The 14,498-nt window shown below is 72.0% G+C and carries 9 protein-coding genes and 1 pseudogene; 4 read left to right on the forward strand and 6 right to left on the reverse strand.

The annotated features are described in order from the left end of the window. Positions 1–81 precede the first annotated feature (81 nt). The 5 genes from QRN89_RS03390 to QRN89_RS03410 form a co-directional block, all read right to left on the reverse strand. Positions 82–2,880 carry a DUF5682 family protein gene (locus tag QRN89_RS03390; RefSeq protein WP_290347847.1) on the reverse strand — a complete coding sequence of 933 codons (2,799 nt, stop codon included), beginning with the start codon at positions 2,878–2,880 and terminating at the stop codon, positions 82–84. Further along, a complete protein-coding gene (locus QRN89_RS03395) occupies positions 2,877–3,989 on the reverse strand; it encodes an ATP-binding protein (protein ID WP_290347848.1) in 1,113 nt (370 codons plus the stop codon). Before QRN89_RS03395 ends, QRN89_RS03390 begins: the two co-directional genes overlap by 4 nt. Positions 3,990–4,125: 136 nt before the next feature. After that, positions 4,126–5,766, reverse strand: a complete 1,641-nt coding sequence (locus QRN89_RS03400) for a vWA domain-containing protein (RefSeq protein WP_290353558.1) — start codon at positions 5,764–5,766, stop codon at positions 4,126–4,128. A gap of 92 nt (positions 5,767–5,858) precedes the next feature. After that, the gene (locus tag QRN89_RS03405) at positions 5,859–7,247 is read right to left on the reverse strand and encodes a hypothetical protein (protein WP_435833237.1); all 1,389 of its coding nucleotides are present in this window, start codon (positions 7,245–7,247) and stop codon (positions 5,859–5,861) included. Then, positions 7,247–7,750 carry a hypothetical protein gene (locus tag QRN89_RS03410; protein ID WP_290347850.1) on the reverse strand — a complete coding sequence of 168 codons (504 nt, stop codon included), beginning with the start codon at positions 7,748–7,750 and terminating at the stop codon, positions 7,247–7,249. Before QRN89_RS03410 ends, QRN89_RS03405 begins: the two co-directional genes overlap by 1 nt. A 348-nt stretch (positions 7,751–8,098) precedes the next feature. On the opposite strand from QRN89_RS03410, the gene QRN89_RS03415 reads away from it, so the two are divergent. The 3 genes from QRN89_RS03415 to QRN89_RS03425 all read left to right on the forward strand — a co-directional run bounded on the left by QRN89_RS03415 (position 8,099) and on the right by QRN89_RS03425 (position 12,789). Then, on the forward strand, positions 8,099–9,568 hold the full coding sequence (locus tag QRN89_RS03415; protein ID WP_290347851.1) for an aldehyde dehydrogenase family protein: 1,470 nt from the start codon (positions 8,099–8,101) through the stop codon (positions 9,566–9,568). Further along, on the forward strand, positions 9,565–11,139 hold the full coding sequence (locus QRN89_RS03420) for an APC family permease (RefSeq protein ID WP_290347852.1): 1,575 nt from the start codon (positions 9,565–9,567) through the stop codon (positions 11,137–11,139). The genes QRN89_RS03415 and QRN89_RS03420 overlap by 4 nt, the downstream gene beginning before the upstream one ends. A 72-nt stretch (positions 11,140–11,211) precedes the next feature. Continuing rightward, positions 11,212–12,789: a GMC family oxidoreductase gene (locus tag QRN89_RS03425; protein WP_290347853.1), complete on the forward strand. Its 1,578-nt coding sequence runs from the start codon at positions 11,212–11,214 to the stop codon at positions 12,787–12,789. Positions 12,790–13,055: 266 nt separating this feature from the next. On the opposite strand, the gene QRN89_RS03430 is transcribed toward QRN89_RS03425, so the two are convergent. After that, positions 13,056–13,367 (reverse strand): hypothetical protein, encoded by a 312-nt coding sequence (locus QRN89_RS03430; RefSeq protein ID WP_290347854.1) that lies wholly within the window; start codon positions 13,365–13,367, stop codon positions 13,056–13,058. A 640-nt stretch (positions 13,368–14,007) separates the two neighbouring features. Between QRN89_RS03430 and QRN89_RS03435 the strand changes: the two are divergent. After that, positions 14,008–14,413 (forward strand): annotated as a pseudogene (locus QRN89_RS03435) (peptidoglycan-binding protein); the annotation flags it as partial. Between the last annotated feature and the right edge of the window lie 85 nt (positions 14,414–14,498).

The raw sequence follows: 14,498 nt of genomic DNA on the forward strand, positions 1-14,498 counted from the left end.
CATGACCGGGTGTGGTGGGATCCGGTGAGCCTTCGTCAGCCGCCGTACCGACGGCTCACCGGTTCTCACCCTCCACCCGGCTCAGGACGTGGCCAGTAGTGCCTCCAGCGCCGTCGCCGTGCCGGGGTGGGCGTGGACGAGGGCCACGCCCCCGGGGCCTTGGGCCGTCGTCTCCCACGCGTCGTCGCAGCCCAGCAGTTCCGCCACCGCGTCGCAGGCGGCGGGATGGGCGGCAAGCAGCGGAACGCCTCGGCCGCCGCCCCCCGGCCGGGCGGGACGCACCGCGCGCGGGTCCGGTGGTACGCGCCACGGCGGCACCCACGAGTCGAGGACGTCGAGCCGCGCGGGGAAGATCCGGCCGGCCTCGCGGATCAGCAGCGGCGCCAGCTCCGCGCCGCCGGCCCGGAGGGTGGTGATCAGGGTCGGCAGCCAGGGCAGCAGCACCGCGTCCGGCAGCCGGGCGAACGCGTTCGACACCGATTCCACGACGAAGTCGGCGAGGGCGGGCGCCGGCTCCAGCGCGTGCAGGAATCCGCTGAGGTAGCGGGGGTAGGCCGGCACCACGAGGGGGTTGGCGAGCAGCTCGTCGCACCGCGTGCGCAGATCCGCCCGGGAGAGGCTGCCGAGCTGGGTCTGCGCCGCCCAGAGCAGTGCGACCTTCGCCGGTTCCCCGGGGTGCGACTGGGCGACGGCCAGCTCCAGTTGCGTACGGTCGCAGCCCAGCGACAGCGCCAGACCCTCCATGCTGAACAGGAACCCCAGCATCGCGGCGACCTGACGGACGGTCGCGTGCTCGTCGGTGAACGCCGTCGGCAGCAGGGTGCAGTAGTGCGCGTACCCCGTCTTGACGAAGGACTCGATCCACGGCGGCAGCACCGGTTCGCTGGTCCGGTAGTACGCCAGCAGCCTGCGCACCCGGCGCAGGACCTCCGGGGCGCCGTCGACACTGCGCTCGGTGGCCAGCACCTCCAGGGCGCGGGTGCCCAGTTCGTCGGCGAGGCGTCGGCTGCGCAGATGCAGCGTCGCGTCCTCGACGGCTTCGAGGACGACCGCTGTCGTCGCCTGCGGGCCGTACGCCGTGCGCCGAAGGCGCTGCTCCAGCACCTGCTCGATGCTGACGCCTTCGTAGCCGAGCTCGATGAGCGCACGCTGGTGGGTGCCCAGCGCGAGGTCCCAGGACTCCTGGATGGGGCGCTCGCCCAGCCGCCGCTCCCCCATGATCGGGCGGGCGGCGCCGTGCGGCATCAGGTACCGCAGCATCCACAGCACATCGGAGCACTTCTCCAGGTCCGGCCGGGCGGCGATGTCCAGCAGCGCCCGCTGCACTCCACGCTGCTGGAGCCTCAGTCCCAGCGGGGCGAGCCGGTCGTGCACATCGCGCGCCAGGGGCGGCAGCGCGTCGTAGCCGACCTGGCCGATCCGGTCGCCGCCCATCATGATCTCCACGAGCCGGCGCACATCGCGCCGGCCCGGCACGGTGTCCTTCTCGATGCAGGTGACGGCAGCGTCCTGGAAGTCGTACGGGGTGGGCTTGGCGCGGTCCCTCATCCCGGCCAGCAGGATCGAGGTCTCGAACACGGCGATGGCGTCGGCGGTGGAGGCGAGGTAGCCGTTGCGGCGTGCCGCCCGCACGATCTCGACCGACCAGCCGAGCAGTTCGGCCTCGTCGAGGCGGTCCAGGACGGGCGGCCGTCGCAGAAAGCCGGAAAGCCTGTCGGAGGCCGGCACCGCCGGGTCGACGGCCGACGGGCCGGCCTTCACCGCCTTCGCCTTCTTCTTCGCGCCCGCCTGCCCCGCCAGCCGGAACGGCTCGACGCCGGAGCGCCTGACGTTCTTCGCCCACACCGTCGCGGCGATGGACACCGAGCCGGCGGCGAGCCCGAACTGCGCCTCGATCGCGGCGTGGCTGGAGGGGATCAGACCGTGCTGCCACGTGGTCGCGGTCCGTGGCGCGATCTCGAAGGTGTCGGCACCGTCCACGCCGAACTCGGCGACACGGCTGGCCGCGTGGAACGCGCCGCAGACGTAGAGGCAGTCCGCGGGATCGGTGCCGGTGGCGGCGAGGTGCTCGCGCATGCGGGTCCACATGTGGCGCTCGCGGTCCTCGTCCACGCGCACCCGCCGTGGGTCGCCCGGCGCAAGACGGCGGAAGAGACTGCCGATCAGCAGCATGACCTGCCGGTACGTGTCGTGGTCGCTGTCCCCGAGAGGCAGCTCCACGTACTGGTGCCACCACTCCGACCAGTGCCGGACCCGGCCGTGGCGCAGCAGGTGCTCCTCCAGCTCGGCGAAGCGCGGCCGCAGGTCGCCGAGTTCGACGCCGACCGCGTCGCCGTGCAGTGCGGCCTCCTCCTCGGCCGGTCCGTCCGGACCGGCCGGCTCGGCTGCGTCCGTTCCGCGCGCGTCCCACTGGAACACATGGTCGGAGGAACGGTCGACGAGGACGAGCTCGACACCCGGGGTGTCCAGGGCGTAGGCGATCGCCTGGTACTCGGCCGACGCCTCGGTGACGGGCGCGACCACGGAGAGCGGCGACCAGTCGGCCGGGAATCCCTCGACCTCGGAGGCGAACGCCTGCACCGCGACCGGGAGCCTGCAGTTGCGCAGTTCGGTCAGCAGCGGGGCCATGTCCTCGCACAGCTCGAGGTACACCACCTTCGGCTGCTTCTCCCTCAGCCGCCGGGCCATCGCGAGCGCCGAGGCGGGCGAGTGGTGACAGACCGGGAAGATCTCGAGGGGTTCCCGCACCGCGCGGTCCACGTCGTCGACGATGCCGAGCAGCAGGCCCTCGAGCGCGTCGGGACCGCCGGCGAAGGCCGCCGCGGCTTCCTGCAGCTGGGTCCGCAGCGCGGTGAACGTCCCTTCCTCGGCGGCGCTCATGACAGGGTGGCGATCGCGTCGCGGCCGCCCTCCAGGAACTCCGGCCAGGAGCCGCCCTCCTCCTTGCTGCGCGGCTCGACGACACCGTGCAGGTACTTGTTGAGGATGGCCAGGTCCTCCGGCTCACGCCGCGCCAGGGATCCTACGAGGGAGGAGGCGAGGGTGTGGGCGGTCAACGCCCGCTCGCCGAAGAAGTTGCTGTGCAGGATCGCGTCCTCCAGCACACCGATCTGCTCGGCGGTCGACAGCGCGGACTCCAGCTTCTCGTCGTCGCTGCCGGCCGAGGCAGCGGAGGCGCGCAGGTCGGCGAAGCTCTGCAGGAGCACGTCGAGCAGCGTCGGAGGCACGTCGAGCTCGATCCGGTGGCGGCGCAGCAACTCCTCGGTGCGGAAGCGGACGATCTCCGCCTCGCTCTTCTTGTTCGTCACCACCGGGATGCGCACGAAGTTGAAGCGGCGCTTGAGGGCCGACGAGAGGTCGTTGACGCCCCGGTCCCGGCTGTTGGCGGTGGCGATGACCGAGAAACCGGGCTTGGCGAAGACGATGTTGTCGCTGTCCAGCTCGGGGACCGAGATGTACTTCTCCGACAGGATGGAGATCAGGGCGTCCTGGACGTCGCTGGTGGAGCGGGTCAGCTCCTCGAAGCGGCCGATCGCACCGGTCTCCATCGCGGTCATGATCGGTGAGGGGATCATCGAGTCGCGGGACTGGCCCTTGGCGATCACCATGGACACGTTCCACGAGTACTTGATGTGGTCCTCGGTGGTGCCGGCCGTGCCCTGCACCACCAGAGTGGAGTTCCGGCTGATCGCGGCGGACAGCAGCTCGGCGAGCCAGCTCTTGCCGGTGCCGGGGTCGCCTATGAGCAGCAGGCCGCGGTCGGAGGCCAGCGTGACGATGGCGCGCTCGACGAAGCTGCGGTCCCCGAACCACTTCCGGGAGATCTCCCGCTCGAGACCGTCGGAGCGCTCGGAGCCCAGGACGAACAGCCGGACCATCTTCGGGGAGAGCCGCCAGGAGAAGGGCTTGGGGTTGTCGTCGATCGACTCCAGCCAGTCCAGTTCCTCGGCGTACTTGATCTCGGCGGGGGCGCGCAACAGATCGGACATGTCAGGGCCTTTCTCAACGTGTAAGAGTGAAAGAGCGTCAGCGTGGGACGCGGTGCGGACGCGGTCATGGCTGAGGACGCGTCAGCGGGCAGTGCCGCCGCGGCTGAGGAGGCGACGGATCCGCCCGCAGCGCCGGTCAGGCGAGGAACGTCTTGAGCTCGTGGACGAGCTTGCGTATGTGACCGGATATCACCGGTGTGCCGAGGTCCTTGAAGCGCTCCCGGAACCAGGGGTTGACGCTGCCCCGGCCGGAGCTGGTCACCGAGCCGACGGGGATGAACTTGGCCCCCGAACGATGGATGGCGGCCATGGACTCGAAGAGCTGCTCGCTCCGCCATTCGTAGAAGTCGGAGATCCACACCACGACGGTGTTGCGCGGTTCGGCGATCTTCGGCTGGGCCAGCGCCATGGCGACCGTGCCGTCGGTGCCGCCGCCGAGGTTGGTGCGCAGCAGCGTCTCGAAGGGGTCGTGCACCCAGGGTGTGAGGTCGAGGGCCTGGGTGTCGTAGGCGATCAGATGGACGTCCACCTTCGGCAGTCCGGTGAAGATCGAGGCGAGGATGGTGCAGTTGACCATCGAGTCGACCATGGAACCCGACTGGTCCACGACCACGACGAGCCGCTGCGGCATCGTCTTGCGGGCGGTGTGCCGGTAGTAGAGGCGGTCGACGTACAGCCGCTCCTCCTCCGGGCTCCAGTTGGTCAGGTTCTTCCAGATCGTGCGGTCGAGATCCAGGTTCCGGAAGACGCGCTTCGGCGGCACGGAGCGGTCCAGGGCCCCGACCGTGGCCTTCTCCACCTGGGTTCGCAGCACCTCGGCGACCTCGTCGACGAAGCGGCGGATCAGGGCCTTGGCATTGGCCAGCGCCACACCGGACAGATTGTTCTTGTCGCGCAGCAACTGCTCGATGAGCGACATGCTGGGGGTGAGCTGCGAGGCGAGCTGCGGGTCGGCGAGGACTTCGCGCAGATGCATCCGTTTCACGAGGTCGGCCTCGATGGCGCCGAGTTCCGGGCCGATCGCCGGAATCAGCGTGCTGAGGTCGGGCACCGCACCGCCGCCGGAGCCGGTCGGGGCGGCGGCGCGGCCGGCCGCGCCGCCGCCGGAACGGCCGCCGCGCAGCTCGCCGGGCCGGCAGCCGAGCGCACGCTCCAGCCAGCCCGCGTCGGACTGCCAGCGCGCGAGCTGCCCGGCGGTGACCGTGCCGGATCCGGACGAGAAGACGTTGAGCAGCACTTTCGACACGAGTGCGGCACGGCGTACTTCGGCGGCGCGGTCACGGCCGTCCGGCCCGCCCCCACCGGCGCGCGCCTCGGGCGCGGCACCGGGTACGGCCGGGGAGCCCGCTTCGGGCACGGACCCGGGTACGGGCGCGGCACCCGCTGCGGCCGGGGCCCCGGCTTCGGGTCCGGCTTGGGGTCCGGCTTCCGCTCCGGCTTCGGGTCCGGCTTCCGCTCCGGCTTCCGCTCCGGCTTCCGCTCCGGCTTCGGGTCCGGCTTCCGCTCCGGGCAGAGATCCGGTGGCGGGTCCGGGCACGCGGACGGGGTCGGAGCCGTGAGCGGGGTCCGGTCCGGACCGGTCGTCGGGCCGGGGCACCATCAGACCGTCGAACTCGGCGGCCAGCTCCGGATGGCGCTGCACGATGGAGTCGACGGACGCCTGCGGGTCCAGCAGCGCGGGCGGCAGCCCGATGTCCTCGACGACGGCGAGGCTGGCCGCCTCCAGCGTCGTCTGCTCCTCGTGGTCGAAGAGGCGGGCGAGGAGCCGCCAGTACAGGACCTGACGGCGATGGTCGTGGGAGTCCGCCTCGGGCCGCCGGCCCGGCCGCTCCCGGTCGGTCGTCTGCCCCCGGTCGGTCGTCTGCTCCGTCACTTCCGCAGCAGCCTCCCCGCTCGCTCCCGCAGCACCGTCACGGCGTCGGTGGCGGCCTTCTCGGCCCTGAGACCGGCCCTGTCGGCCGTGCCGCCGGCCCATCCGCCGCCGTGCACCGCCACGGCCTTCTTCCGCACGGTCCTCTCGACGGCGAGCGGCTGGACGCTGAAGATGCCGGCGTCCCACCGGAGCAGCCCGATGCACGCGCCCGACGCCTCGACGGCCTCCGGCGTCAGCGGCCCCGCCGTCGGAATGCGGTCGGTGTCGACGGCCACGGGGTGTCCGGCGACCTCGAACAGCAGTGAGCCGTCCTCCTCGCGCACGGTGTAGCCCTCCAGGAACACCGGCTCGGCGATGCGCGCCGGGTGGCGGTCCAGCGGTGCGGCCGCCGCTGCCGTGGCCGCGGCCATGGCGACGCGGGCGGTGGCGAACGCGTCGGCGGGCCCGCCCGGGCGTGCCAGGTCGTCGTTCCAGATCAGGTCGCCCTCGGCGGTGACCGGCATGCCGGACAGGTCCATCGAGCGGCCCTCGCTCACGGCTGCCAGCAGCGCCATGTGCGGACGGAGCAACTGCCAGACACCGGCCTCCACGACCGTGTCCGGCTTCGGCACCGAGACGGCGGCGCGCACCAGCCGGGGCGCGGTGCCGTCCGCGGGCTCGAACACCGCGTGGACCTGGGCCTGGGCGGCGGTCGCGTGCTCGTGCACGTCGACGCCGAGCGGCAGCAGCCGGCCGGTGGCCGTGCCGGGTGCGGACACCTCGGCCGCACCCGGCAGCGTCAGCAGCACCGCCCGCGACCAGAGGTCGGCCCAGCGGCGCACGGGGATCCGTTCCAGCGTGGCGCCCGGGCAGGAGGCGGCGAGTTCGGCGGCGAAGCCGTCCAGGAGCGTCGCCTGCCTGCGCAGGGCCGGGTCGGCGAGCATCGCGGAGACCACCTGGGCCGCGCCGGAGACCAGTTCGTGGTCGATGCCCTGCCATCCGGCGCGCGCCAGGTCGGACAGCCAGGAGCGGGCGGCGGCGGACACGTTCGCCGTCCGCCGTTCGGCAGGCGGGGGTGCGGCCTCCTCGACGCGCGATCGGCCGGTCGCCTCGTCGACGCGGGTCATGAGCGCGTCGTGGACGGAGCCGAGCAGCGCCGTACGGGCGGCGGCCAGTGCGACGAAGTGGTCCTCGCCGGCGGCTCCGGCCGCGGCCTTCCCGGCCGCCTCGGCGGCCCGGGAGGCAAGGGGCGTGCCCGCCACGGCGTCGGCCAGTTCCGCCGCCCCCGCGGCCTGGGTGGGCCGGGGCCTCAGCAGACCGCCGACGAGAGCGCGGTCGAACGCGTCGACGGCGGCCAGGGCCTCGTCGAGCCCGTCGATCGGGTCGGTGAGCAGAGCGGTGCGCATCACGCCACCGCCCTGGTCGGCGGGAACCACTGCATCTCGGGCAACGGCACGGTGTCCGGGGTGAGTTCGAGGTAGGCCAGATGGCGCAGGAACCGGCTGAACACGGGTGCGGCCGTCTTCGTCGCGGCCTGCGCGGGACGGGTGCCGGTCATCGCGGTCGTGAGACCGGCCGCAGTCGGCTCCTCGTCCCCCGTCTCGACGCGCAGGTAGCGGGCGACGCGCTCGGCGCCGTACTGCAGCACGGCCTCGCCGACGAGGGCCCGTATGTGGTTGCAGAACGAGCCGCGGGCACCGCCGCACGGCCGGTTGTTGTTGGTGCTGCAGGCGAACGCGTACGTGCCCGTCTCGACGGACGACACATAGACCCGTTCGATGTCCGAGCCGCTGGACACCACGCCCTGCAGGCGTCCGTCCGCCAGCTCGACGAACGGGACCTTGGCGAGCTTTCGCGGCCGCGCGGGCGCCACCACGCGCGCCGCGCTCCGCTTCTCCCAGTCGGACAACGCACCATCTCCTTTGCACAGCACGGGAAGTCCCTGCCGGCACAGTGGCTCCGGCGGGACACGACAGAACCTAGCGGCGTGCACTGACAACGCCGATCTTGAGTGGGGGGACCGGGGCAGCGGCCCCGGGAGCCGGACGGACGCGGAGGGGCCGCGAACCCGCACAGCCATACGCACGTTCCGGGACCTCGCGGCTACTCCCGGTGACGCATCCGGGGCCGCGGACGGCGCTCGCGGTGCAGAGCGCGCCCAGGCTCTCTAGCCTCGAAGCAGAAGAAGACGCGAGGAACCACAACTGAGCAAAGGCGCTCCGGTCAGCCCGCCCGTCCGAACCCGGAGGTGGCCCCCATGCCCGAGCTCTTCATCGGCGGTACCTGGACCGCCGCCGCCGGCGGGCGGAAGCGGGAGATCCGCTGTCCGGCCGACGGCACACTCGTGGCGACCGTCGACGAGGCGGGGCCGGAGGACGTCTCCGCCGCGATCGCGGCCGCCCGCGACGCCTATGACAGCGGGCCGTGGCCCCGCACCACGGCCGCGGAACGCGGTGAGTTGCTGCTGCGCTCCGCCGCCCTGCTGGAGCGCGACCGGGCCGAGTTCGCCCGCGCCGAGTCGCTGGACGCGGGCAAGCGGCTGGTGGAGAGCGAGTACGACATGGACGACGTCGCCAGGTGCTTCCGCTGGTTCGGCCATCTCGTGGCGGCGGGCGGCCACGACCGCGTCGTCGACGCCGGCCTGCCGGACGTCGACAGCCGTGTCGTCCATGAGCCCGTCGGGGTGTGCTCGCTGATCACTCCGTGGAACTACCCGCTGCTCCAGACGTCCTGGAAGGTCGCTCCGGCCCTCGGCGCGGGCAACACGTTCGTCCTCAAGCCGAGTGAACTGACCCCGCACACCGCCGTGTTGCTGATGCGGCTGCTCACCGAGGCGGGACTGCCCGGCGGCGCGGCCAATCTGGTGCTGGGCGCGGGCGGTGTCGTCGGCGCCCCGCTCACCGAGGATCCCCGGGTCGACATGGTGTCGTTCACGGGCGGTCTGGTCACCGGCCGCCGCATCATGGCGGCCGCGGCTCCGACGGTGAAGAAGGTGGCGCTCGAACTCGGTGGCAAGAACCCGAACGTCGTGTTCTCCGACGCCGCGTTCGAAGCGGCCGTGGACTACGCGGCGACCGCCGTCTTCCTCCACTCCGGCCAGGTGTGCTCGGCCGGGGCGCGGCTGCTGGTGCAGGACGAACTGCACGACGCGTTCGTGGCGGAGATCGTCAGGCAGGCGGAGTCCATCAGGCTCGGCGGGCCTTTCGACGAGAACGCCCGCACGGGCCCGCTGATCTCCTCCGGGCACCTGGAGAAGATCGAGGCGTACGTCGAGGCCGGTCTCGCCGAGGGCGCCGTACTGCGCTGCGGGGGTTCCCGGCCGGACGCCCCGGAGCTGTCGGACGGCTTCTACTACCTCCCGACGGTGCTGGACGAGTGCGCTCCGGACATGACGGTGGTGCGCGACGAGTCGTTCGGCCCGGTCCTGACCGTGGAGCGGTTCCGCGACGAGGACGAGGCGGTGGCGCTCGCCAACGACACGGTCTACGGGCTCGCGGGCGCCGTGTGGACCGGGGATCCGGCGCGGGCGCACCGGGTTGCCTCACGGTTGCGGGCCGGCACGGTGTGGATCAACGACTTCCATCCGTACGTCCCGCAGGCGGAGTGGGGCGGGATGAAGCAGTCCGGGTTCGGCCGTGAACTCGGCCTGGCCGGCCTGGCGGAGTATCTCGAGGCCAAACACATCTGGCGCAATCTCGCGCCCAGCCCCCAGAGGTGGTTCGCATGACGGCGGACACGGGACGGGCACCGGACGCCAAGGGCCCGTCGGGCCCCGGCCACCACGAGGACGACGCGTCGCTCGCGGAACTGGGGTACAAGCCGGAGCTCAAACGCACGCTGGGCAACTTCCACACGTTCGCCGCCGGGATCAGCTACATCTCGATCCTCACCGGCACCTTCCAGCTGTTCTACTTCGGCGTCGCCTTCGGCGGCCCGGCCTACTGGTGGTCGTGGCCGATGGTGTTCGTCGGCCAGCTGATGGTGGCGCTGTGCTTCTGCGAGCTGGCGGCGCGCTATCCGGTCGCCGGCTCCGTCTACAACTGGGCGAAGAAGATGGGCGGTCCGCACCTCGGCTGGCTCGGCGGCTGGATGATGATGACGGCGACGATGGTGACGTTGTCCGCCGTGGCGCTGGCGTACCAGATCACCCTGCCGCAGATCGATCCCTGGTTCCAGCTCGTGGGCGACGGGACCGGTTCGTCGGCGGCGGCCAACGCCGTCCTGCTCGGTACGGTCCTCATCGTCTTCTCGACACTCGTCAACGCCTTCGGCGTGCAGCTGATGGCGCGCATCAACTCCGCGGGCGTCTTCATCGAGCTCATCGCCGCCGTCGCGCTGATCATCTTCCTCGCGGTGCACATCACCCGCGGGCCGGCCACCGTCCTCACCGAGACGTACGGGCTCGGCAAGGACCAACCCTGGGGCTACTTCGGAGCCTTCCTCACCGCTTCGCTGGCCTCCGCCTACGTGATGTACGGCTTCGACACGGCGTCCTCGCTCGGTGAGGAGTCGCACGCGCCCCGGCGGAACTGCCCGCGCGCCATCCTCCGCGCGCTGGTGGCGTCCTTCCTCATCGGCGGAATGATCCTGTTGTTCGCGCTGATGGCCGTGCCGAACCTGTTTGCGAAGCAACTGTCCACCGAGGGGCTGCAGTACGTGGTGCTGGTGACCCTGGGCCCGACGGTCGGCGAGATCTTCCTGTGGTGCGTCGTCGTCGCGATCACCGTGTGCGTGCTGGCCGTGCACGCCGCCGGGATCCGGCTGATGTTCGCGATGGCACGGGACAACAACCTGCCGGCGGGATCGCGGCTCGCGCGGGTCAGCCCCCGGTTCCGGACGCCCGTGGTGCCCGCGGTCGTCATCGGCCTCGTGGGTGTCGTCATCCTGGTGATCAACATCAACCAGCCGCAGATCTTCTCGGTGGTCACCAGCATCGCGATCATCATGATCTACGTCGCCTATCTGATGGTCACCACCCCGATGCTGATCCAGCGGCTGCGCGGCAGGTGGAAGCCGGCCGAGGACGGCTTCTCGCTCGGCAGGTTCGGACTGCCCGTCAACGTCCTCGCCGTGCTCTGGGGCGCGGCCATGTCCCTGAACCTGGCCTGGCCCCGTGCCGAGGTCTACAACGCCACCGGGCCGCAGCACTGGTACCTGCGCTGGGGCGCGTTCCTGTTCATCGGTCTCGTCGCGCTCGGTGGGTTCGCCTACTACTGGTTCGTCCAGCGCCACAAGACGGGTGTGCTCGCCGAGCACGCGTCCGAGTCCGCGCCGACCGGTGGTCCGGCGGCTCCCTGACGAGCCTCCCCGGCACGCGCCCGGCCGTGTCCGGCCGCGGCCCCGACGGCTCCCCGACGACCTGGAGATGCCATGGCCTCACCCGCCTCCGTGCCGGAGTTCGACCATGTCGTGGTGGGAGGCGGCACGGCCGGCGCCGTCGTCGCCGCGCGGCTCAGCGAGGACCCGGACGTCCGCGTCTGCCTGCTGGAGGCCGGCCCCTCGGACGTGGGCGACGACAACATCCTGGTACTGGAGCGCTGGATGGCCCTGCTGGAGTCGGGCTACGACTGGGACTACCCCGTCGAACCCCAGGTGAACGGCAACAGTTTCCTCCGCCATGCCCGGGCCCGGGTGCTCGGCGGTTGTTCGTCGCACAACTCCTGCATCGCGTTCTGGGCGCCCGCGGAGGACCTGGACGGCTGGGCCGCGGCGGGCTGCACCGGCTGGAGCGCCGCGGACTGCTTCCCGCTGTACCGGCGGCTGGAGAACAACGACGCGCCCGGCGACCACCACGGCCGCTCCGGCCCGGTGCGGTTGCGGACGGTGCCCCCGAGGGACCCGTGCGGGCGGGCCCTGCTGGAGGCCTGCGCCGAGGCGGGCATCCCGACGACCCCGTTCAACGCCGGTACGACGGTGGTGCGGGGCGCCAACTGGTTCCAGATCAACGCCCGTCCGGACGGCACCCGTTCGTCCGCCTCGGTGTCGTACCTGCACCCCGTGCTGGGCACGCGGCCGAACCTGGAGGTGAGGACCGGGGTACGGGCGCGGCGTCTGCTGTTCTCGCCCGACGGCCGGTGCACGGGTGTCGAGTACCTGGAGCCGGACACCGTCCACACCTCGGTGGTGACCGCGCGCGGTGAGGTGGTCGTGGCATGCGGGGCGATCGACTCGCCGAAGCTGCTGATGCTGTCGGGCATCGGCCCGGGCGGCCATCTGCGGGACGTCGGCGTCGACGTACGGGTGGACGCCCCCGGAGTCGGCTCCCACCTGCAGGACCACCCGGAGGGAGTGATCATGTGGGAGGCGAGGCAGCCCATGGTCACCACGTCGACCCAGTGGTGGGAGATCGGCATCTTCGCGGACACCGTGCCCGGCCTCGACCGGCCGGACCTGATGTTCCACTACGGCTCCGTGCCCTTCGACCTCAACACCTACCGGCACGGCTATCCCACGTCCGACAACGCCTTCTCGCTGACGCCCAACGTCACCCAGGCGCGTTCACGGGGCACGGTGCGGCTGCGCAGCCGGGACTTCCGCGACAAGCCGATGGTCGACCCCCGGTACTTCACCCACGAGCACGACATCCGGGTGATGACGCACGGGCTGCGGTTGGCGCGCGACATCGTCTCCCGGGGCCCGATGACCGACTGGGCGGGTGCGGAGCTCGCCCCCGGGCCCGGAACCACGAGCGACGACGCCCTGTTCGCCTACGTGCGGGACACCCACAACACCGTCTACCACCCGGCGGGGACGGTGCGGATGGGCGCTGACGCCGACCCGGAGTCCCCGCTCGACGCGCGTCTGCGGGTCAAGGGCGTACGGGGACTGCGGGTGGCCGACGCCTCGGTCATGCCGCTGCTCACCACGGTCAATCCGTGCATCACGACGATGATGATCGGCGAGAGGTGCGCCGACATGATCAAGGCCGATGCGGCGGGGAGCGGCTGAGCGGTCTCCGGTGGGAGCGGCGGGCTCCGGGCCGCCGCAGCGCGAGGGGAGTTCGAGCCGGGAACGGCTGACGGACGTCCGGCGGCCGGACGGTGCGCTTCCGCCCGGCGGCCGGGCCTTTCTCAGTGCGTTCCCGGCTCGGTGTCCCGCGTGGGGCGGGACACGGGGCACCGGCCGGTGGAGCCGGCAGGCTGCTGCGGGGCCCTCATGACGGGCCGGAAGCCCGGGGCGGTGGAGCCCCGGGCCCGGAGTCCGACGCACGGCGCTCAGTGCCGGCCGCCACCGCCACCGCCGCCACCGCCGCGGTCACCGCCGTGGTCGCCGCCGCCACCGCCGCGGTCACCGCCGTGGTCGCCGTTGCCGCCGCGGCCGTTGTCGTGGTCGCCGCCCCAGTCGTGGTCTCCGTATCCGCCGTAACCGTAGTCGTCGTCGCAGTAGTGGTAGCGGTATCCGTCGTCCCAGCAGTCGCCGGACGAGTAGCTCGCCGCGTTGGCGACGCCCGCTCCTCCCAGGGACAGGGCCAGAGCCGCGAACAGGCCGGCCGGCAGACGGAATGCCCTTGAAGTCCTCGCACGCATGATGAGATCCCTTCCGGCGACTGCCGCGGGCGCCACGGCGCGGGCCACCGCGCGCCGGCACCGGAGAAGGCCGGTGACGTGTTCGCGAGGGGCACTGGCGCATCGGCCGTGCGTGAAGCGGGAGTTGCCGCGGCGGGGCGGTGGTGCCGTCCGCGCGGCATGGCGCGCCGCGCCCGGACGGATCGGTGCCCGCATGGAACGGCGCCGACCGGGCTCGGCCGTGTACGACGCCGCGCGCCCGCCAAACGGCCCTGCCGGCCGTCGACCGGGATATCGAGGTTCGTGACCGCCCTCCCATGGACCCACCGGGAGCCATGGACTCACCGGGAGCCGCACCACCGAAAGACGGACATTTCATTACATTTAGAACAAACTAGGCACGCGCGGCCGGGAAAGTCAACCGCTGGCGACCGGCCAGTCAACGGCCGCGGACGACCGGGCACCCACCCCCGGAAGGGGGACTCCGGAGAGGGTTCCGGCGCAGGTGGAGGCCCCCGCCGGAAACGGAGGGGGTCCGACCGGGCATGCCGGCGGCCCTGCGAGACCGATATCGCACGGGGTGTGTGACGGGGATCATCGAAGGCGTGTGCATGCGTCGTTGACGCACGCGAGCATTTCATGTGCCTCCTCCCCTCATCTCGGCTGGTCGCACCGCTCGGTGATCGGCCACAAGGAGTGGCAGCCGGGGAAGATCGACCCTCACGGGTTCATGATGGACACGATGCGGAGCAGGGTCCGGCAGCGTCTCGGCGGCAAGCCGGACGGCCCGCCCACGCCGCCCCCGTCCAAGCCGCCGGCGGCGTACGAGCCGTTCCGGTGCCGCGTTCTTCTCCGTGGGCCGGCGCAGCGCCGTCCTCACGGCGATGGGCAGGCGGCTGGTGGCGGAGTGCTGCGGGCGGTACGAGGTCGGCCCGGACCCGGAGTGGACCGAGGCGGATCGCACGTCCTACGCGGCCTGGCAGCGCAAGCTCGACTACTCGGGGAGCGATGCGGACGGCATCCCCGGGAAGACGAGCTGGGACAGGGTGAAGGTGCCGAACGTCTGATCCGGGGAGGGGTCTCGTGGGCGAACGGCGCCGCCCCGTCCGGTGGTTGCGCACCGGACGGGGCGGAGGGTGCCGGGACGAGGGG

This window comes from Streptomyces sp. HUAS CB01, assembly GCF_030406905.1.
GTDB classification, from domain to species: Bacteria; Actinomycetota; Actinomycetes; order Streptomycetales; family Streptomycetaceae; genus Streptomyces; species Streptomyces chengbuensis.